Source organism: Mycobacterium sp. E3339, assembly GCF_001666915.1.
GTDB lineage: Bacteria > Actinomycetota > Actinomycetes > Mycobacteriales > Mycobacteriaceae > Mycobacterium.
Genome location: NZ_LZIZ01000077.1, coordinates 43,864 through 63,095, shown reverse-complemented (window position 1 = coordinate 63,095; position 19,232 = coordinate 43,864). Strand labels below are relative to the sequence as shown.

The window sequence follows — 19,232 nt, the reverse complement described above, 5'->3', positions numbered from 1 at the left end:
ATGCGCGCCGGCGACGATGCAGAGCGGAGCGATGAGGAGGAGCGGCGCAAAATGACGGTCCCCGAGATGCGCGAGTGGCTGCGCAACTGGGTGGGCAAGGCCGTCGGGAAGTCGCCGGACGACATCGACGAGTCGGTGCCGATGGTCGAGCTCGGCCTGTCGTCCCGCGACGCCGTGGCGATGGCCGCCGACATCGAAGACATGACCGGTGTCACCCTGTCGGTCGCGGTGGCCTTCCAGCATCCGACCATCGAGTCGCTGGCCACCCGCATCATCGAGGGCGAGCCCGAGATCGACACCAGCGGTGACGACGTCGCCGACTGGACGCGCAACGGCCCGGCCGAACGCGTCGACATCGCGATCGTCGGCCTGTCCACCCGGCTCCCCGGCGACATGAACTCCCCCGAGGAGACGTGGCAGGCGCTGATGGAGGGTCGCGACGCCATCACCGACCTGCCCGAGGGCCGCTGGTCTGAGTTCCTCGAGGAGCCGCGGCTGGCCGAGCGGCTGGCCAACGCCCGCACCCGCGGCGGCTACCTGAAGGACATCAAGGGCTTCGACTCCGAGTTCTTCGCGGTCGCCAAGACCGAGGCCGACAACATCGACCCGCAGCAGCGGATGGCCCTCGAGCTGACCTGGGAGGCGCTCGAGCACGCCCGCATTCCGGCGTCGAGCCTGCGCGGCGGATCGGTCGGCGTGTACGTCGGCGTCTCCAACAACGACTACAGCTTCCTGGCGGTGTCCGACCCGACCGTCGCGCACCCGTACGCGATCACCGGCACGGCGACGTCGATCATCGCCAACCGGGTGTCCTACTTCTACGACTTCCGCGGCCCGTCGGTCGCCGTCGACACCGCCTGCTCGAGCTCGCTGGTGGCCGCCCATCAGGCGGTGCAGGCGCTGCGCAACGGCGAGTGCGACGTGGCGGTCGCCGGTGGCGTCAACGCGTTGGTCACCCCGGTGGTGACGCTCGGTTTCGACGAGATCGGCCAGGTGCTGTCGCCCGACGGCCGGATCAAGTCGTTCTCCTCGGACGCCGACGGCTACACCCGCTCCGAGGGCGGCGGCATGCTGGTGCTCAAGCGGGTCGACGACGCCCGCCGCGACGGCGACCAGATCCTCGCCGTGATCGCCGGCAGCGCGGTGAACCACGACGGCCGATCCAACGGCCTGATCGCGCCCAACCAGGACGCGCAGGCCGACGTGCTGCGCCGGGCCTACAAGGACGCGGGCATCGACCCGCGCACCGTCGACTACATCGAGGCGCACGGCACCGGGACCGTCCTGGGCGACCCGATCGAGGCCGAGGCTCTGGGCCGCGTCGTCGGCCGCGGACGTCCGGCCGACCGCCCGGCGCTGCTGGGTGCGGTGAAAACCAATGTGGGCCACCTGGAGTCGGCCGCGGGTGCCGCGAGCCTGGCCAAGGTGGTGCTGGCGCTGCAGCACGACAAGCTGCCGCCGTCGATCAACTTCGCCGGCCCCAGCCCGTACATCGACTTCGACGGGATGCGCCTGAAAGTCGTTGACACCGCGACCGATTGGCCGCGCTACGGCGGCTACGCGCTGGCCGGGGTGTCCAGCTTCGGGTTCGGTGGGGCCAACGCGCACCTGGTGGTGCGCGAGGTGCTGCCCCGCGACGTCGTTGAGAAAGAGGCGCCGGAACCCGAGCCGCAGGCCGAAGCCGAAAAAGCCTCTGAAACCGCTGACGCGCCAACGATGGAAGGCCACTCGCTGCGGTTCGACGACTTCGGCAACATCATCCCCGACGCCGAGGCGCCCGAGGAAGAGTATGAGCTTCCGGGCGTCACCGAGGAGGCGTTGCGGCTCAAAGAGATTGCGCTGGAAGAGCTCGCGGCCCGGGAGGCCGAGGAGCCGACCAAGCCGCTGATCCCGCTCGCCGTGTCGGCCTTCCTGACCTCGCGCAAGAAGGCCGCCGCCGCCGAGCTGGCCGACTGGATGGAAAGCTCCGAAGGCCAGGCCTCCTCACTGGAGTCCATCGGGCGGGCGCTGTCGCGCCGCAACCACGGCCGTTCGCGCGCGGTGGTGCTGGCCCACGACCACGAGGAGGCCATCAAGGGCCTGCGCGCGGTCGCCGAGGGCAAGCAGCGGCCGGGCGTGTTCAGCGTCGACGGCCCGGTGACCAACGGCCCGGTGTGGGCGATGGCCGGATTCGGTGCGCAGCACCGCAAGATGGGCAAGAACCTGTACCTGCGCAACGAGGTCTTCGCCGAGTGGATCGAGAAGGTCGACGCGCTGATTCAGGACGAGCGCGGATACTCGGTGCTCGAACTGATCCTCGACGACTCGCACGAGTACGGCATCGAGACTTCCAACGTCGTGATCTTCGCGATCCAGATTGCGCTGGGTGAGCTGCTCAAGCACCACGGCGCCAAACCCGCTGCGGTGATTGGTCAGTCGCTCGGCGAGCCCGCGTCGGCCTACTTCTCCGGCGGCCTGTCCCTGGCGGACGCGGCGCGCGTCATCGCCTCGCGTTCACACCTGATGGGCGAGGGCGAGGCGATGCTGTTCGGCGAGTACATCCGGCTGATGGCGCTCGTCGAGTACTCCGCCGACGAGCTGAAAAACGTGTTCGGCGACTTCCCCGGCCTGGAGGTGTGCGTCTACGCCGCGCCCAGTCAGACCGTCATCGGCGGCCCGCCCGAGCAGATCGACGCGATCGTCGCCCGCTGCGAGGCCGAGGGCCGCTTCGCCCGCAAGCTGCAGACCAAGGGCGCCGGGCACACATCGCAGATGGACCCGCTTCTCGGCGAATTCTCCGCCGAGCTGCAGGGCATCGAGCCGATGAGCCCGAGCGTCGGAATCTTCTCGACCGTGCACGAGGGCAGCTACATCAAGCCCGGCGGCGAGCCGATCCACGATGTCGCGTACTGGGTCAAGGGAATGCGTCACTCGGTTTACTTCACCCACGGTGTTCGCAACGCCGTCGACAGCGGCCACACCACCTTCCTGGAGCTCGCGCCCAACCCGGTGGCGCTGATGCAGATCGGCCTGACCACCGCGGCCGCGGGTCTTCATGACGCCCAATTGATTCCGACGCTCGCCAAAAAGCAGGACGACGTCGAGTCGATGATCTCGGCCATGGCCCAGCTCTACGTGCACGGCCACGACCTCGACATCTGGACGCTGTTCAGCCGAGCCACCGGACCGGCCGATTACGCGAACATCCCACCGACTCGTTTCAAGCGCAAGGAACACTGGCTCGACGCCCACTTCTCCGGCGACGCGTCGGTGATGATGCCCGGCAACCACGTCGCGCTGCCGGACGGCCGGCACGTGTGGGAGTACAAGCCACGCGGCGCGACCGACCTGGCGGCATTGGTGAAAACCGCTGCGGCAGCGGTCCTTCCGGACGCTCAGCTGGCCGCCGCCGAGCAGCGTGCGGTGCCGGGCGAGGGCGCCCGGCTGGTGACGACGCTGACCCGCCACCCCGGCGGCGCGTCGGTCCAGGTGCACGCGCGCATCGACGAGTCCTTCACGCTGGTCTACGACGCGCTGGTGGCGCGGTCCGGGCAACAAGGCGTCGCCCTGCCCGCCGCCGTCGGCGCCGGCGCGGTCATCGAGGCGCCGATCAACGGGGCGGTGGCCGAGCCGGAGGCGAGCGGGGACGAGCCGGAGGCCGAGACCCTGACCGACAGCCTGACCAACCGGTACTTCTCGGCGGACATGGGCAAGTGGTCGCCGGACTCCGGGGAGACCATCGCGGACCGCCTCGGCACGATCGTCGGCGCGGCCATGGGTTACGAGCCCGAGGACCTGCCGTGGGAGGTGCCGCTGATCGAGCTGGGCCTGGACTCGCTGATGGCCGTGCGCATCAAGAACCGCGTCGAGTACGACTTCGACCTGCCGCCGATCCAGCTGACGGCGGTGCGCGACGCGAACCTCTACGCCGTGGAGAAGCTGATCGAGTACGCGGTCGAGCACCGCGACGAGGTCGAGCAGCTGCACGAGCACCAGCAGACGCTGACGCCCGAGGAGATCGCCAAGGAGCAGGCGCAGCTGTTGAGTGGGGCGACGCCGGCCACCGTGGCGGCGCCCGCGCCCGATCCGCAGGCCGAGCCCGAAACACAGGCCGCGCCACCGGCCCCGGCGTCGGATATGCCGATCCCCCCGCCGCCGACGGACCCGTCGGGCCCGACCCCGAACGGCAAGCAGCCCAACCTGGCCGGCGCCGCCCAAGCGCTCAACCAGGAGGCGGTCGCCAAGGCGCTCAACTCGGACGTGCCACCACGCGACGCCGCCGAGCGGGTCACCTTTGCGACGTGGGCGATCGTCACAGGCAAGTCGCCGGGCGGCATCTTCAACCCGCTGCCCAAGCTCAACGACGAGCAGGCCGCCAAGATGGCCCAGCGCCTCTCCGAGCGCGCCGAGGGGACGATCACCGCCGAGGACGTGCTGGCGTCGCAGACCATCGAGGCGCTGGCCGAGAAGGTGCGGGACTACCTGGAGGCCGGCGTGATCGACGGCTTCGTCCGCACCATCCGGGCGCCGCAAAACGATTCGCAGGTACCGGTTTTCGTGTTCCACCCGGCCGGCGGTTCGACGGTGGTGTACGAGCCGCTGCTCAACCGGCTGCCGGCGGACACCCCGATGTACGGCCTGGAGCGCGTCGAAGGCACCGTGCAGGAACGGGCCGCCCAGTACGTGCCCAAGCTGCTGGAGATGAACGGGGACAAGCCGTTCGTCCTCGTCGGCTGGTCGCTCGGTGGCGCCTTGGCCTACGCCTGCGCGATCGGGCTCAAGCGGATGGGCGCGAACGTCGCGTTCGTCGGCATGATCGACACCGTCCGGGCCGGCGAGGAGATCCCGCAGACCAAGGAAGAGACCCGCAAGCGCTGGGACCGCTACGCGCGGTTCGCCGAGCGCACCTTCAACGTCGAGATCCCCGCGATCCCGTACGAGCATCTCGAGGAGCTCGACGACGAAGGCCAGGTGAAGTTCGTGTTGGAGATCGTCCAGCAGAGCGGCGTGCAGGTGCCCGGCGGGATCATCGAGCACCAGCGAACCTCGTACCTGGACAACCGGGCGCTCGAGACGGTCCAGATCGAGCCCTACGACGGCCACGTCACGCTCTACATGGCCGATCGCTACCATGACGACGTCATCGAGTTCGAGCCTCGGTACGCCATCCGCCAGCCGGACGGCGGCTGGGGCGAGTACGTGGCCGACCTCGAGGTCGTGCCGATCGGTGGCGAGCACATCCAGGCCATCGACGAGCCGATCATCGCCAAGGTGGGTGCACACCTGACCGAGGCGTTGGACAACATCGAGGCGGGGCGCCGCCGGACGAGTGAGGTGGGCAAGTAGTGACCGGTGCGGAACCTTCTCGCGCTCACACGACAGCCGAAAAGCTGGCCGAGCTACACGTTCGTCTGGAGCGGGCCATGGAGCCCGGCGGCGAGAAGGCCGCGGCCAAGCGCGAGAAGAAGGGCATCCCCAGCGCCCGCGCCCGCATCCACGCGCTGGTCGACCCGGGCACGTTCATGGAGGTCGGGGCGTTGGCCAAGACGCCGAACGACCCGAACGCGCTCTACGGCGACGGGTGCGTCACCGGGCACGCCATGATCGACGGCCGGCCGGTCGGGGTGTTCTCCCACGATCAGACCGTCTTCCAGGGCACGGTCGGCGAGATGTTCGGCCGCAAGGTCGCCCGGCTGATGGAGTGGTGCGCGATGGTCGCCTGCCCGATCATCGGCATCCAGGACTCCGGCGGGGCCCGGATCCAGGACGCGGTCACCTCGCTGGCGTGGTACGCCGAGTTGGGCCGCCGGCACGAGGCGCTGTCGGGTCTGGTGCCGCAGATCTCCCTCATCTTCGGCAAATGCGCCGGGGGAGCGGTGTATTCGCCCATCCAAGACGACCTGCTCGTCTCGGTGCGAGACCAGGGCTACTTCTTCGTCACGGGCCCGGACGTCATCCGCGAGGTCACCGGCGAGGAGGTCACCCTCGACGAGCTGGGCGGCTCCGACGCGCAGGCCCGCTACGGCAACATCCACCAGGTGGTGGACTCCGAGGCGGAGGCGTTCCAGTACGTGCGCGACTTCCTCTCGTTCCTGCCGTCGAGCACCTTCGGCAAGCCGCCGATCGTCAACCCCGGCCTGGAGCCGGAGATCACCCCGACCGACCTGGAGCTCGACGCGATCGTGCCGGACTCCGACAACGCGGCCTACGACATGCACGAAATCCTGCTGCGCATCTTCGACGACGGCGACTTCCTCGACGTCGCCGCGCAGCACGGGCCGGCCATCATCACCGGATACGCGCGCGTCGACGGGCACCCCGTGGGGGTGATCGCCAATCAGCCCATGCACATGTCGGGGGCGATCGACAACGAGGCCTCCGACAAGGCGGCGCGGTTCATCCGGTTCTGCGACTCGTTCAACATCCCGCTGGTGTTCGTGGTGGACACCCCGGGCTTCCTGCCGGGTGCCGAGGAGGAGAAGCGCGGAATCATCAAGCGCGGCGGGCGCTTCCTGTACTCCGTCGTCGAGGCCGACGTGCCGAAGGTGACGATCACCGTGCGCAAGTCCTACGGCGGCGCCTACGCCGTGATGGGGTCCCGGCAGCTGACCGCCGACTTCAACTTCGCCTGGCCCACCGCGCGCATCGCGGTGATCGGCGCCGAGGGGGCCGCGCAGCTGCTGATGAAGCGGTTCCCCGACCCGACGACGCCCGAGGCGCAGCAGATCAAGAAGGACTTCATCGAGGGCTACAACCTCAACATGGCCATCCCGTGGACCGCCGCCGAACGCGGCTTCATCGACGCGGTCATCGACCCGCACGAGACCCGGCTTTTGCTACGCAAGTCGCTTAGGCTGTTGCGGGACAAGCAGTTGTGGTTCCGCACGGCCCGCAAGCACGGGCTGATCCCGGTCTAGCGTTCCGGTTGAACCGGCCTGGCAGGCAAGGGGATCTGCATGTCGGAAAACCAAGAGGCCGAGGTTGATCCGGTCACGGCAGCAGTACAGAAGTGGCAGTCGGTGCAAGCCACGCTGGGTCCGCAACACGAATCGACTGTCGCCGCGCTGCTGGCGCTCGCCGAGGCGCGCCAGACCGCCGGCGACACTGAGGGTGCTGTCCGTGACGCCGGCGCAGTACTCGATATGCGTCGCGATGTGCTCGGACCAGAACACCCGGAGACGCTCGTGGTGGCCGGCGCGGTGGCGCGGTGGCGTTTCCTCCTCGCTGACGTCGGTGCGGTCGACCAACTGCGCGAACTGGTTCCGACCATGGCTCGCGTGCTGGGCGCTGAGCACCCCGACACGCTCCGTGCAAGTCATGTCGTGGCCTACGTCGAGTATCCGAACGAGGATCCCGGAAGCCGGCTGGTGCGCTGGGTTCGGTTGTGCGGTGCCGAAACTCGCGCGTTCGGTGTCGAGCACGAGGTGACGCTTTCGGCTGCCTACATGGCGGCGCAGGCCCGCTACGATCTAGGTGACCCTTTCGGCGCCAGCTCGGACGCGGTGCCCGTCGTCATGTACCGCCGCCAGGTCCTGGGAAAGCATCATCCCGATACGCTGGCTGCCCAATTGGCGCGGCTGGGGTGGCTCGGGGAAGCCACAGGCGTCACCGATTTCGTTTGCAGAAGCCTCGACGAACTGATAACGGCCGCCGAAAACGCGCTCGGCCATGACGCTGAAACCAGCCTGCGGGCGCGTTACGTGCGTGCGCTTTGGGCGCCGAAAACGGCGGGTACCGAAGTGGACTGCATCTCCGAGTGGGAACTACTGGCCGAGGACCTGGCCCGCGGCCTTGGCGAGGGCCATCCGCTGAGCGTCGCTGCGCGCGAACAACGCACAGCGGCGCGCGCCGAGTGGGAGCAGGACCTCGACGAGGTGCGCGATCTTGCCTTCCATTTGTACGTCGACATGGAATCGGAAGAGCGCGGCATCGACCAGCCCCCGGGGCGGGGCTGGCTGGACACGGGAGACCTCGACGAAGACACGGTCGACAAGGTGACCGAGGATGCCGACGAGCAGCGCTCCGAGCGCGCCGAGTTGATGGAAAACATTGTGGCAGCGAAGAAAGCGCTGTCCCGAAGCGCCCGAACCGCGGGCAATGACGCCTACCAGACCCTGCTGTGGCGGTATTTCCTGGCCTGGCGGTTTTGGGAGGGGCACGAATTCGAGGCGGCCGGCGAGCGGACCCGGCGGTTGATCGACGATTGCGCGCGGCTGCTGGGAGACGACCACGAACTCACGCAGGCATCGCGAACAATGCTGCACTTCATCGACAACCGCACCTGGAGCGGTCTGCCCCTGTTCTGGGATGGCAGCGCGAGGGTCTGAAGAGGTTCCTGGTGTTCCACCACGATCCCGAAATCGGTTGTGGTTCCGCACGGCACGAAAGCACGGGCCGATTCGTCTAGATCGGCTGCCGCGCAACATCATTCGTCACACCGGCAGCGTCTCTCCGACCATACGCCGACCGTGAAACTTGATATCGCTTGCGATATCAAATCCGTGGATCGGGTGGTGTTTGTCGCACGACACGATCGGCGGCCAGTGATCGCTAGCCCGTGAACGCGCCGTCGACGAGTTCGTCGAACCGCTCCAGCGCCTCGTCGGAGTCGGCGTCGATGCCGCGCAGCGCCCCCCGATCCGCGAGGTACCGCTGCGCATAAAGCCGGGCGACCAGCGCCTTGCGCTCACCCCCACGGGTGGCGCGCTCCCAGGCGGCCTGCTCGGTGAGCAGCGCGCCGGCGTACACGTCGCCCATGAACTGAGCCAGCGGGAACAGCCGCGCCTCGGCCATGTCGCGGTCCAACTTGGACCACGCCGTGATCGCCGAGTCCAGGTCCTCGATGCGCCCGGCGACCAGCCGGGTGGTGTCGTCGTCGTCCGAGACGGACACCGCGTCGCGCAGCCGCGCCAACAACGCATCGTGCGCGCGGGTCTGCTCGATCCCGCGCCGCACATCCAGGCACAGGATGTTGTCCGGCCCCTCCCAGATGGTGTTCACCTGCGCGTCGCGCAGCAGCCGGGCCACCGGCCAGGTCTCGATATAGCCGTTGCCGCCGTGGATTTCGATCGCGTCGGACGCCGCGGTGATCCCGAGCCGGCAGGCCTTGAGCTTGGTGACCGGCACCGCGATGCGTTGGCGCATGCCGCGGGGCTGGCGATGATTGGTGGCGCCGGTACCGTCGAAAACCATTGCCTGCGCGGCTTCCACGTCGACGATCATCTCCGCGAGCTTGCGCCGCATCAGCGGCTTGTCGATGAGCGCGCCGCCGAACGCATGCCGTCGGCGGGCGTAGCACAGCGACTCGACCAGGGCGCGGCGCGCGTTGCCGAGCCCGAACAGGGCGATGCCGAGGCGCGCGGCGTTGGTCAGCTCCATCATGCGGCCCAAGCCCTTGCCGTCCGACGGGCCCGCCCCGCCGCTGGGTTCCCCGGACAGCAGAAACGCCTCCGCGTCAACGAATTCCACCTCGCCGGAGGCCACCGAGCGGGTACCGAGCTTGTCCTTCAGGCGGCGCACCCGCACCCCGTTGCGCGACCCGTCGCGGCGGGTGCGCAGCACCAGGAAGTTGGCCACGCCGCGCGTCGAGTCGGGGGCGCCCTCCGGCTTGGCCAGCACGACGAACGCCTCGCCGGCGCAGTTGGACGCAAACCATTTGAAGCCGTTCAGGATCCACGCGTCGCCGGCGCGCTTGGCGGTCGTCTCCAGCGCGCCCAGGTCCGAGCCGCCGGTGCGCTCGGTCAGTAGCTGCGCGGTCTCGCCGGCCCACTCGCCCGAGGCGAACTTGGCCAGCACGTGCTCCCGCACGTCGGGCGGCGCGTAGGCGGCCACCAGCGAGGAGACCATGCCGCCGCCGGTGCCCAGCGCGCAGCCCATTCCGATGTCGGCCTGGTTGAGCAGATAGTTGGACGCGAACAGGCTCAGGCCCGAGCTCACCTTGGCGGCGCGCGCGTCGTCGCGCAGGGCCTGCTGGGCGTCCAGGACCGCGCGCTTGGACTGGGTGAAGGACGCGGGCATGACGACCTGGCTGATGTCGTGTCCCCACCGGTCGTAGCGCTCCAGCCGCGGCGGGTTGTGGTCGGTCTCTTCCGCCCATCGAGCGACCGGGCCGCCCATCAGCTCGCCCATGCGCACCAGGTGCGGCTCCACGACCGCGAGTTCCTCGGGCTGCAGGTAGTACGCCATGGTGAATTGCAGGGTGGGGTCGGTGAGGTACCAGTTGTGACCGACGGCCCCGCGGTAGTTCTCGGTCCGGTAGCGCTGGGCTTTCTCCTCGGTGGAGAAAGGCAGCCTGTCCACCGCCTCTGCGGCGTAGTCGCTCATGGGACAAACGCTACGCGTTGGTGAGGAAGACCAGACGCACCCGGCCGATCTGGATTTCGTCGCCGTCGGCCAGCACCGCCTCGTCGACGGGCTCCCGGTTGAGATAGGTGTGATTCATGCTGCCCACGTCGATGATACGGAATTGCCCACCCGCGCTGTGGAATTCGGCGTGCCGGCGGCTGACGGTGATGTCGTCGAGGTAGATGTCGCTTTCCGGATGCCGGCCCGCGGACATGACGGGTTGGGTCAGCGTGAACCGTGAGCCGGTGTTGGGCCCGCGCTTGACGATGAGCAGCGCCGTGCCCGGGCTCAGAGTGGGCCTGTCGTCCTCCGCGGCGGTTTCCGGGGCGTCGAACTCGGCGGGAACCGCGGTGCCGATGTCACCGGTGAGTTCGTCCTCGCCCGCGCGTTCGGTTGGCCGGTGCGGTGGCGGCCCCGGGTCGCTCACGCGGCTCGCGGCAGATCCGGGTTGACCGCCGCCCCTTGAGTTGTCGGCCGTTTCGGCGCCGGTGCCCAGCCGACGTAGGTCAGGTACAGGCCGACCAGGGCGAAGACGACGCAGAGCGCGATCCACCAGCCTTGCGCGCCGATCATGTCGTTGGCCACCGAGGCGAAGAACTTGGGAAAGGCGACCAGCAGCACCCCGCGCAGGACGATCAGCCAGCCGAGCAGCGAAACGATGATCGCCGCGGCCCCCCGCCAGTTCTGGTGCGCGGCAACGATAGTGAGGCCGAGCAGCAGGATGAAGGCGCCGGTCACAAACGTCCACATCGAGTTCGCCTCGAACTGCGACAGCAGCGACTGCATGTCGGAGGCGCGGGCCACCGCCGTCACGTCGACGACGACGAGGAAGGGGCCGAGCACGCGGCACAAAAAGCGTGTCGGGGTCGTGGGCTGTTGTGGAGCGTTCATTGCCGTGCCTCTCATCCGACGCCGGTCATTCGGCGACCCCTTTATCGGAGCACTCGACCGCGGCGTCGAGATAGGGACTTAAGGCACTGGCTGCCGGGGCGGGAGTTAGACGGGCGCGACGAACTCGGAGGTGTAAAACTCCGCCGGATTCTGCGAGTTTCCGTTGGCCCGCTCGATAATCACCCACACGCCCGTGGTGCCGGGCCGAATGGTGTCTTGCACGACCGTCGTTCCATTGCCCGCCCCGTCGGTGTCCATCCCGGCGAAGGCGGTGCCGGGATCACCCGGTCCGCAGGTGCTCGACGACGGCCGCGGCATTTGGATGAGTCCGACGTCGAAGTGGGTGCCCGGCTCGGGTTCGTCGTACAGGTGCACCTCGGCGACCGCTCGTGAGCCGGAGGTATGGATCAGCGCCGAACCGGTGCCGAGCATCGGGCTCGGCACCTTGGGGGCCTCGGCCACGCGGCTGAAATCGCAGCGCCGCAAGTAGTTGTCCATGACGACCGTGGTGGCGCCCTCGGCGCCGGCCGTGGTGATTTCGAACGTCGCCGCCGGGGTGATCACCAACGTGATCGCCGCCGCACATGTTTCGACGCGTATCAGCGCGCGCATAATGCCACCTATTTGGGTCCCGTGTGAACTCGATCACAGCGGAATAGGTATTAGCCCGCCTTTGGCCGAATTAAACCTTTCCTCGGCAATTACTCAATCGTTAATTTATGCGGTTATTTGGCGGCTGCCGAATTAGGGCGAAAGCCTTTATTAATCGTCACGGCTTAATCCGGATTGGGCCCGGGGACCACCAGCCGCTGCGGGTCGCGGTGCCGAGATCGAGCTGGGCGGGCTGCGCGTCGGCGATGGTGTCGAACTTGCGCAGCGATCCCCAGTCCCGGCCCCAGTCGCGGGACAGGTAGGTGGACATCACGTGCGCCCGCAACAGCAGGTCTGTGATGCCCAGCAGGCCGCCGTTGACGCCGTCCTGCCAGGTGTCGGTGTCCTGCTTCTTGGCGTTGTAGTCCGGGGTGATCCGGAATTTCGGAATCTCGGTGACCCCGTTGACGTGCAGCATCGGCTGCTGGCACGGGAACGCCAACCCGACCGCCCAGTCCATCAGCACTGGCTGCGTCGAACCGACGTACTCCTGCAGGGAGCGCAGTTCCGGCACGCGGGGCGGGGTCAGGGCGACCCAGTCGTCCGGCGTCAGGGACAGGTCCTCGGCGACCACGCGCACCGCGACGGCGTCGGCGGGGATCTGGGCGCGCGGGAAGCGCAGGTTGCGCCACACCTTGGGCTGCTCACCGTAGAGGTCGTAGGGCACGATGCGCCCGGCCGGCAGCAGGTCGCCGCCGGGTCCCGGCTTGCCGTACTCCAGCACGACGGTCTGCCCGGTGGTGTGGTGGTGCAGCACGCTGTTGCCGGTGATCGTGCCCGCGGCGGTCACCGCCACCAGGGGGTGCCCATCGTCCGCCTTCGGCAGCTGGTACCACGCGGAGGTCAGCCTGCTCTGCTGTTGCGGCCCGGTCGTGTAGCTGCCGGCCACCGGAACCTGCTCGGGGTTGAGGCCGTACGGCAGCGGCACCGTCGACCCGTTGACGCCCGGGGTGGTCAGCTTGAGCGGCGCGTCCCAGTCGTAGTCGGTGCCGGGCTGCGGCACCGAGGTTTCCTTGACCGACTCGGCCAGGGTGCGGTCCGGCACGCCGTTGGGGGTGAACCCGGTCGGGTTGACGCCGCCCAGCGGGCCCAGCGGTCCGTAGTCGCCCGGTAAGGGCGCCATGAAGCCCGCATTGCTGTCGGGCTCGACGAGCACGTCGTCGGCCAGCCCGCATCCCCCGCTGAACTCCCGCAGGTTGTCCCAGGCGTTGGAGTAGGTGGGGTATTGACGCACGATGCCGGCCGTCATCGACGCGATGAACACCAGCGTCATGAAGCCGGCCGCCAGCGGGACGGGCGCGGCCGTCAGCGCCCGGGCCAGCCGACCCTCGCCATGGCTGGGGCCGGCGAAATGCAACCAGGCCGCGTACACCGCGGCGATCGCGAAGAGCGCGAAAAAGACTCCGCTGATGGTGATTCCGCCGATTTTCGGCATGCTGTTGTTGAACGGCACGCCGTAGCTGGAGACATACCACCAGCCATTGGTGGTGGCGAAGCACAGCGCCAACACGAACAGCACCGCCGCCAGGAACGCCATCCGGTTGCGCGACCAGCGCAGCACCTTCGGCGACACCAGCACCGTCGTCAGCGCGGCCATCGCGGCGCCCACCGCCGCGAACAGCCCGAAGTGGTGCACCCACTTGGTCGGGGTGAACATCAGGAAGAACATGGTGCCGAAGATGACACCCATCAACCGCCAGGCCGGACCGCGGGCGACGCCGGGAATTCGCTTGCGCCGCAACATGATGAACACGGCCGTGAAGAGGCACAGCGCGGTGATCAGGAAGCCGAAGCGCCGCGACAGCGAGCCGTCGACGGTGGGCAGGATCAGATAGTAGTAGCGCAGGTTCTCGGTGTACCAGGCCTGGCTGGGTCCGATCGCGGTCCGAATCCTGGTGGCTTCCAACACTGTTGACAGCGTCTGGTCGGCGAACACCACCGTCAGGATGACCGTGCCCGCGGCCAGCATGGGCGCCACCAGCGGCAAGGTGCCGACCAGCCGATGCCGGCGGACCAGGATGCGCAGGATCGGGCGGCCACCGGCGACCAGCGCGGCCACCGCGATCAGTCCGGTGGGCTGGACGCCGAGGGTGAACGCCGCGGTGATGACGGCCAGCGCGGCGGGCGTCAGCCGGCTGTAGCGCATGGAGCGCTCGATCAGCACGTAGGTGATCAGCGAGCCGACGGCGATGATCGGCTCGGGGCGAAGGCCGTTGTCGAACGGCATCCACGCGGTGAGCAGCACCATGCCCGCCGCCCAGTTCGCCGGCCTGCTGGCCGCGACCGCGGGCCCCAGTCGGGGCAGCACCTCACGGGAGAGCAGCAACCAGCACACGATCCCGGCGATCAAGTCCGGCAACCGCATCCACAGGCTGGCGTCGCTGACATGGGTCATCAGCGCCAGCAGGTTGTAATACCAGCCGAACGGGTCCTCGGGGCTGCCGAACCAGCGGAAGTAATTCGACATGTAGCCGGCGTGATCGGCCACCCGGGCCATGCCCAGGATGTAGCCGTCGTCCGACGAGTTCGCCCCGATCACGTGCCACAGCAGGAAGCCGAAGATCACCGCGACGTCGGCCAGGGTGAACGTGCGCCAGTTCGCGGGGATGAGCCGGCGCATCCGGTGGCCGTCCAACTGGTCGAGGCGCCACAGCGCGACCAGCGCGACGATCGTCGACAGGATCGCCAGCACCATCGCAGTCAGCTTCAGCGTCGTCGGCGTGGTGGAGAACCGGGTGTCGATGGTCGCCGACAACTTCAAGCCCGGCGGTGCGGGGCCGGTGAGGTCGGTGAACACCCCCACGATCTGCGGCCGCAGGTTCGGGTCGGCGAAACCACCGCTAATCGGTTTGCCCGCCGGATCATTGAGCCCGACGAAGGTGGCGAACGCGCCGGCCTTCGTCGAGGTGATCTCGATGCGCTGACATTGCGGGGACTCCACCCGGTCCCGCGGCGCGCTGGCGATCACCACATTGCGGTCGGTGACGTCCACACGCTTGCCGTTGACGACGACGAACAGGGCGTTCAGCGCGGCGTCCTTGCCCTTCTTGGGCGCCGTGCTCAGCACGACCCCGCCCTCGGCCGGCAGGGCGCGCACGGCTGAGCACGGCACGGTCGCCGTGATGTCGACCGGGGTCAGCGAAATCAGCGGCGCCGTAACGCTATTCAGTTGGCCGTTCTGTGGCCAGTTCAATGTGGCGGTGGTCTGCACGACGGGTAGCAACGGCGTGGCGACCGACAGGACGAAGCCGATCAGCCCGGCGATCGTCGCCACCCAGCGCGTCGCGCGCACGTTTTGACCGGCGGTCGCCTTGTCTTCGCGGTTGTTCACGGTCGTGACGCTCATGGCAGTGCCCGAATCGGTCCCTGCCGGCTCCAGCCGTGCACAGTCATCACACCCTGTTCGATAACGGCGTCCGGCGCCTGGTCAGCCGGCACCAACCGGAAGTACTGCTCCACCGATCCCCAGTCGCGATGCCAGTCGCCGCGCAGATACGTCGAGACCGTGGAGGTGCGCAGCATCGCCTGGGTGACCAGGAACGGGCCCCCGTCCTCGCCGGCCTGCCACCCGTTCGACGAGGCCGCCGTCTGCTTGTGATCGGGCAGGATCCGGTAGTCCGGAAGTTCGGCAACGCCAAGGTGTTCGGTGAACGGGTGCTGGCACGGGAAGTTCGCGGCGGTCGCGATGTCCATCAGCACCGGGGTGCGCGACCCGATCAACTGCTGCAAAGTCTCCAGCACCGGGACCCGCGGCGGCGTGACGGCGAACCACTGATCCGAGCTCAGGTTCGGGTCGTAGGCGACGATGCGCGCCACGTTCGCCTCGGGCGGTGCCCAGGTCAGCGGGAACCGCAGGTTGCGCCACGCCGGCTCCGGCCCGATGTCGATCGGATACACCTCTGCCAGCGGCTGCGTGGTGCCGTCGGGACGCGCGACGCCCCACTGGAGTTTTAGCTGCTGCCCATAGGTGAAGGTGCCGTCCTCCTTGTACGACCAGATGGCGCCGGCCGCCGTCACCACCACGATCGGCCGGTCCGGGCTACGCGGCGGCAGCTGGTACCACGCCGACGTCGCGGTGGCGGCCAGCGAGTTCTCGCCGTAGCTGCCCATCACCGGGGTGCGGGCCGGGTCCAGGCCGAACGGCAGCGCCGCGTGCGAGCCGTTGATCCCGACCGGGCCTTTACCGCCGGCGGTGCCGGCCGAGTCGCTCATGGTGGCATTGGGCTTGTTGGGTGACCCGGTGGAATTCACCACACCCGGCTTGGTGACTACCGGGTACGACCTCAGGTCGTCGCCGACGCCGTCGGGCTTGAAGCCGACCGGGTTGCTGCCGCCGAGCGGTCCGTCCGGGCCGAAGGTCTGCCCGGGCGCCGGCTGCAGCATGCCCGCATTCGGGTCGGGCTCGGCCAGCACGTCGTCGGCCATGGCGCAGCTGGTCGGCGAGAGCCCGGACGTCAGGGCGGCCAGGTTGGCCTTGCCGGTGGTGTAGAGCGGGTAGCGGAACACCGCGCCCTTGGTCAGGGAGGCGACTTCGCCGACCACCATGATTGTCGCGACCACCAGCAGCGGCGTCGACGCGAGAACCCGGTTGCGCCGGTTGTCCTTGACCTCGGTGTGGCCGGCGTAGTCCATCCGGAAGTGCTGCCAGGCGGCGAGCAGCCCGGTCGCGATCGACAGCGCCAGGAACATCGACGTCACCGGGTGGCTGGCGACGACCGGCTGAATGTCATACCAGGGCACCCCGTAGTTGCCGACGTAGAACCAGCCGTTGACGCCGGAGGTCGCGACCGCCAGCACGAACAGCAGCGCGGTCACGTAGAGCGTCAGGTTGCGGCGGTTGTGCAGGCCGATCCGGGCCAGGGCGAAGGCGGTCACCGCACCCAGCGCCCCGGCCAGCCCGGCGAACGCACCGAACTGGACCGCCCACTTCGTCGGCGTAAAAGTCAACAACAGCAGGCCGAACGCCGTGGTGCCGATCAACCGCCACGCCGGGCCGCTGGCCACGCCCGGGATGCGGCCGCGGCGCAGCAGGGTGACCAGCATGCCGAACATGCACAGCAGCAGCACCAGCACGGCGAATCGGCGCGCCATCGACCCGTCCGGGTTGGACTCCACCGTGAGGAAGTAGTAGCGCAGCCAGTCCTGGTACCAGGCGATGGTCGGCCCGACCTTGTATTTGATGCGCGCCGACTCCGCGACTCCTGCCAGCGTCTGACTGCGGAACACCACGATGGTGATCAACGACAGCGACGACGCCAGCACGGCGACCGGAGCCAGCAGCCCGTCGGTGGCCCGGCGCCGCCGGATGATCTGGACGATGGCCCGGGCGCCGGTCAGTAGCGCGGCGACGGCGATCAGGCCCTGCGGCGCAAGCGTCACGGTGAGCATCGCGACGAAGATCGCGACGGCGGCGGGGGCCAGGCGCTGCAGCGCGATCGCGCGCTCCACCAGCATCCAGGTGATGATCACGCCGAGCGCGATCAGCGGCTCGGGCCGCAGCCCGTTGTTGAATGGCAACCACGCGGCCAGGAACACCGCGCCCGCGGTGAACACCGCCACCCGATTCGCGGCGAGGCCGCCCCTGCCGGGGCCCAGCCTGCGCAGGATCCAGTGGCTGATGATCAGCCAGCAGGCGATCCCGGCCAGCGTGGCGGGCAGGCGCATCCAGACGCCGGCGGTGCTCACCGACGCCAGCCGGGACAGCACCCCGAGGTACCAGTCGAACGGCGCATCGGTCGCGCCGAAGTAGCGGTAGTAGTTGGCGATGTAGCTGGCCTTCGGGGCGACGCGGGCGATGGTCAGGTTGTAACCGTCGTCGGAGGAGGTGGCGCCGATGACGTGCCAGACCAGCAACGTCGCGATCACCCCGGCGTCGGCGATCCATGTCGCGATCCCGACGCGCCGCCACGAATTCCACCGGGCCCGCGGGCGGTAGCGGGCGAGCCAAGCGATCGGCGAGCGCCAGTTCACCAGCGCGCCGCCGCCGCGACTGCGGCGATCGAGCGCGGCCAACGCGACGACGGCCGTGAGGACGGCCAGGGCCCCGCCGGTCATCGCGAGCTGCTTGAGGGCGGTGGGGGCCGTGATGAACCGGGTGTCGATGTCGATGCGGGCCGACAGCCCCGGCTGGGCGGGCACCTTCAGATCCGTGAAGATGCCGCCGACTTGGGGCTTCTTTTCCGACGGCAGGATCCCGGAGGCGCCCGGGATGCCGACGAAGTCGGCCCCCGCGCTGCCCGCGTCGGCCCAGACGTGCAGCACGCTGCAGGCTCCGCCGGTGACCGCCGGGCGCGGCGTCGCCACGGCCACGGTGTCGCGGAAGGCGACCACCACCAGATCCTTGTCGGCCCGGACGAACAGCCCGTTCTTGCCGGCGTCCAACCCGCCCGCGGGCAGGGTGGAGACCACCAGGCCGCCGCCGGCGGGCAGCGTGGCGATCGCGGCGCACGGGATGGAGATGTCCAGCGCGCGCGGCGCGCCGGACACCAGGGCCGCGGTGACCTGGGTGACCTGCCCGTCGGCGGTGCCCTGCGGCCACAGCACGGTCGCGGTGGTCTGCTTCACCGGGAGCAACGGGACCAGCGCGCACAGCAGCAGTCCGACAAGCCCCGCGACGACGGCCACCAAGCGTGGGATCCGCTGGGATCGCCGATCATCGTCGTGGGGCACGAGGCTCGATCGTAAGCGAAGCCGCTATGTCCGCTGAGGACGCGGGGCCGCGCAGCGGGTCTTCGGACTGTTCAGCGGGGCAGCCGGGCGGCCAGCGTGTCCAGGCCCGGGCCGTCGAGCTCGGCGAGCGCCGCAGGTCGGCCGGACATCGCCATCAGGAGCGCCTCGCCGGGCCCGGTCACTTCGGGGCCGCGGCCGTGCGCCCACTCGATGTCGGTGGCGCGCAGGTGCAGCCCGCGGATCCGGCGGCCGGCCCCGAGCCTGGGATTGCCGGGGACCAGACCGAGCACCCGCTCGAGCCGATCGGCCGGCACGGTGCGCGGGCGGCCCAGCGCGCGGCGGATGTCCTGGTGGTGAATCGTGCCGTCGACGAGCGCGATCATGCCGCCGAAGCCCGCCGTCAGCCCGCGCGGTTCCAGATGGGCGCGCAGGAAGTCGAGCAGCTGCTGGGGGCTCAGGTCGGCGAACTCGTCGACACCGACCTGGTTGGCCCTGACCACCCAGCCCTTCGCGAAGCGCCTCAGCAGCCCCAGCGCGCCGAGCTCCTCGTAGCTGATCATATGCGCGACAACGTCTTTGACGGTCCAGCGCGTGCACAGGCTGGGCGCGTCCCACTGCTGTGGCGTCAGGGTGGCGAGGAATTCGGCCAGCTCGGCCCGCTCGTCGCGGGCCATGCTCATCAGGGTGGCCGTCATGTC

The 19,232-nt window shown here is 69.0% G+C and carries 10 protein-coding genes; 3 read left to right on the top strand and 7 right to left on the bottom strand.

Features of this window, described 5'->3' with window-relative positions; genetic code table 11:
- From pks13 to A5702_RS06985, 3 genes are all read left to right on the top strand, one after another.
- A complete protein-coding gene (gene pks13 / locus A5702_RS06995; protein ID WP_068219433.1) occupies positions 1 to 5,325 on the top strand; it encodes a polyketide synthase Pks13 in 5,325 nt (1,774 codons plus the stop codon).
- A gap of 77 nt (positions 5,326 to 5,402) precedes the next feature.
- Positions 5,403 to 6,896 carry an acyl-CoA carboxylase subunit beta gene (locus A5702_RS06990; RefSeq protein ID WP_231965008.1) on the top strand — a complete coding sequence of 498 codons (1,494 nt, stop codon included), beginning with the start codon at positions 5,403 to 5,405 and terminating at the stop codon, positions 6,894 to 6,896.
- A 39-nt stretch (positions 6,897 to 6,935) separates the two neighbouring features.
- Positions 6,936 to 8,306, top strand: a complete 1,371-nt coding sequence (locus A5702_RS06985; protein ID WP_082955973.1) for a tetratricopeptide repeat protein — start codon at positions 6,936 to 6,938, stop codon at positions 8,304 to 8,306.
- A gap of 223 nt (positions 8,307 to 8,529) precedes the next feature.
- On the opposite strand, the gene A5702_RS06980 is transcribed toward A5702_RS06985, so the two are convergent.
- The 7 genes from A5702_RS06980 to A5702_RS06950 form a co-directional block, all read right to left on the bottom strand.
- The gene (locus A5702_RS06980) at positions 8,530 to 10,302 is read right to left on the bottom strand and encodes an acyl-CoA dehydrogenase family protein (RefSeq protein ID WP_068219410.1); all 1,773 of its coding nucleotides are present in this window, start codon (positions 10,300 to 10,302) and stop codon (positions 8,530 to 8,532) included.
- Between the two features lie 10 nt (positions 10,303 to 10,312).
- On the bottom strand, positions 10,313 to 10,750 hold the full coding sequence (locus A5702_RS06975; RefSeq protein WP_067823781.1) for an FHA domain-containing protein: 438 nt from the start codon (positions 10,748 to 10,750) through the stop codon (positions 10,313 to 10,315).
- Positions 10,747 to 11,214, bottom strand: coding sequence for a hypothetical protein (locus A5702_RS06970; protein ID WP_067823778.1), 468 nt, complete (start codon positions 11,212 to 11,214; stop codon positions 10,747 to 10,749). Before A5702_RS06970 ends, A5702_RS06975 begins: the two co-directional genes overlap by 4 nt.
- A 105-nt stretch (positions 11,215 to 11,319) precedes the next feature.
- Positions 11,320 to 11,826: a hypothetical protein gene (locus tag A5702_RS06965; RefSeq protein WP_068219408.1), complete on the bottom strand. Its 507-nt coding sequence runs from the start codon at positions 11,824 to 11,826 to the stop codon at positions 11,320 to 11,322.
- 157 nt (positions 11,827 to 11,983) lie between these two features.
- Entirely contained in the window at positions 11,984 to 15,211 is a 3,228-nt protein-coding gene (locus A5702_RS06960; RefSeq protein ID WP_068219406.1) for an arabinosyltransferase domain-containing protein, read from the bottom strand.
- Positions 15,208 to 18,534, bottom strand: coding sequence for an arabinosyltransferase domain-containing protein (locus tag A5702_RS06955; protein WP_068219401.1), 3,327 nt, complete (start codon positions 18,532 to 18,534; stop codon positions 15,208 to 15,210). The genes A5702_RS06960 and A5702_RS06955 overlap by 4 nt, the downstream gene beginning before the upstream one ends.
- A 71-nt stretch (positions 18,535 to 18,605) precedes the next feature.
- Positions 18,606 to 19,229: a maleylpyruvate isomerase family mycothiol-dependent enzyme gene (locus A5702_RS06950; RefSeq protein WP_068219430.1), complete on the bottom strand. Its 624-nt coding sequence runs from the start codon at positions 19,227 to 19,229 to the stop codon at positions 18,606 to 18,608.
- Positions 19,230 to 19,232 lie beyond the last annotated feature (3 nt).

Coding starts and splice junctions, on each gene's coding strand:
- A5702_RS06985 (WP_082955973.1), top strand. CDS start 6,936: ATGTCGGAAAACCAAGAGGCCGAGGTTGATCCGGTCACGGCAGCAGTA.
- A5702_RS06990 (WP_231965008.1), top strand. CDS start 5,403: ATGGAGCCCGGCGGCGAGAAGGCCGCGGCCAAGCGCGAGAAGAAGGGC.
- A5702_RS06980 (WP_068219410.1), bottom strand. CDS start 10,302: ATGAGCGACTACGCCGCAGAGGCGGTGGACAGGCTGCCTTTCTCCACC.
- A5702_RS06965 (WP_068219408.1), bottom strand. CDS start 11,826: ATGCGCGCGCTGATACGCGTCGAAACATGTGCGGCGGCGATCACGTTG.
- pks13 (WP_068219433.1), top strand. CDS start 1: ATGCGCGCCGGCGACGATGCAGAGCGGAGCGATGAGGAGGAGCGGCGC.
- A5702_RS06960 (WP_068219406.1), bottom strand. CDS start 15,211: ATGAGCGTCACGACCGTGAACAACCGCGAAGACAAGGCGACCGCCGGT.
- A5702_RS06970 (WP_067823778.1), bottom strand. CDS start 11,214: ATGAACGCTCCACAACAGCCCACGACCCCGACACGCTTTTTGTGCCGC.
- A5702_RS06950 (WP_068219430.1), bottom strand. CDS start 19,229: ATGACGGCCACCCTGATGAGCATGGCCCGCGACGAGCGGGCCGAGCTG.